Source organism: Mesorhizobium sp. M7D.F.Ca.US.004.03.1.1, from assembly GCF_003998635.1.
Lineage (GTDB): Bacteria > Pseudomonadota > Alphaproteobacteria > Rhizobiales > Rhizobiaceae > Mesorhizobium > Mesorhizobium loti.
In genome coordinates this window covers 1-693 of the sequence record NZ_RZQG01001594.1, presented here as the reverse complement: position 1 = coordinate 693, position 693 = coordinate 1, and the positions used below count along the sequence as shown (strand labels likewise).

Genomic DNA, 693 nt, shown 5'->3' with positions numbered 1-693 from the left:
GTGCGGCCGCGCAACAGAAAGCCGCGCCGGGCAACCTGCGCGGCTTTCTGTTGCGCGGCCGCACTGCTCGCCGTTGGTCCAATCACGCCGATCTGACATTGCCGTGATGGTGGAACTGCCTGGCTCTTCAAGGGTTTCTCCGGTGTTCGTTCAAACCCGGGGATATCCATGAAGAGCATTCTATTGGCATCGGTCATTGCGTTGGCAACCGCTTCAGCGGCCATCGCTCCCACGCAGGCCGCGACCATTGTCGTCAAGACCAACGACCATATGCATATGAAGAAGCACTGCAGGACCAAGCTGGTCACGACCTGGAAGCACCACCACAAGGTGGTCAGGGAAGTCAGGGTCTGCAACTGACCCCAGCTCAAAGCTGCTCTGGTAAAAACATCTGGCAAACCCGGTCGATGCAAGTCGGCCGGGTTTTTTCATGCCGTGATGAGAGCCTTATTTTGCGAGCTTGCTCGCCGCGCGCGCCAGGGCTTCGATCTCGTCCCACTTGCCGGCCTTGACCAAGTCATCGGGCGCCACCCAGGAGCCGCCGACGCAGACCACGTTGGGCAGGCTGAGATAGTCGGCCGCGTTCTTGCCGGTGATGCCGCCGGTCGGGCAGAATTTCACGTCGGCGAGCGGCGAGGCGAAGGCCTTCAGCGAAGCGATGCCGCCCGACTGCTCGGCCGGGAAGAATTTGAG

General features: G+C 61.2%; 1 protein-coding gene and 1 pseudogene. One reads left to right on the top strand and one right to left on the bottom strand.

From position 1 onward, the window contains the following. Positions 1-168: 168 nt before the first annotated feature. Entirely contained in the window at positions 169-360 is a 192-nt protein-coding gene (locus tag EN935_RS38935; RefSeq protein WP_127264955.1) for a hypothetical protein, read from the top strand. 87 nt (positions 361-447) lie between these two features. On the opposite strand, the pseudogene EN935_RS38930 reads toward EN935_RS38935, so the two are convergent. Next, positions 448-693, bottom strand: a pseudogene (locus EN935_RS38930) (keto-deoxy-phosphogluconate aldolase); the annotation flags it as partial.

What these genes read in the sequence shown, in the direction of transcription:
- EN935_RS38935 (WP_127264955.1), top strand. Translation starts at nt 169, where the DNA reads ATGAAGAGCATTCTATTGGCATCGGTCATTGCGTTGGCAACCGCTTCA.